The 251-nt window shown below is 68.5% G+C and carries 1 pseudogene; it reads left to right on the forward strand.

The features are described from left to right. Positions 1–194 (forward strand): annotated as a pseudogene (locus SB751_RS33455) (hypothetical protein); the annotation flags it as partial. Between the last annotated feature and the right edge of the window lie 57 nt (positions 195–251).

The raw sequence follows: 251 nt of genomic DNA on the forward strand, positions 1-251 counted from the left end.
CGCGAAGCCGCACAACCGGCGCGGGTGGCGACCGAGCCGAGCGGAAAAATGCAGGCTTGCGACGAAAAGGCGGCGGCCGGTTCGATACCGATGCGGTGCGTGACAGGAGCGGCGTCGAACGCCGCTCGCAGTTTGTGGAGGATCTGGCCGCGCCGTTTTACGGATTCAGCCGGGGCGGCGCGCGCCTGCCGTAGCGCATGGCGGATGCGTTCCGGTACGCGTGCATGCGGCGCGCGATATCAAACCGCGCT

Source organism: Cupriavidus sp. SIMBA_020 (assembly GCF_046535395.1).
GTDB classification, from domain to species: Bacteria; Pseudomonadota; Gammaproteobacteria; order Burkholderiales; family Burkholderiaceae; genus Cupriavidus; species Cupriavidus campinensis.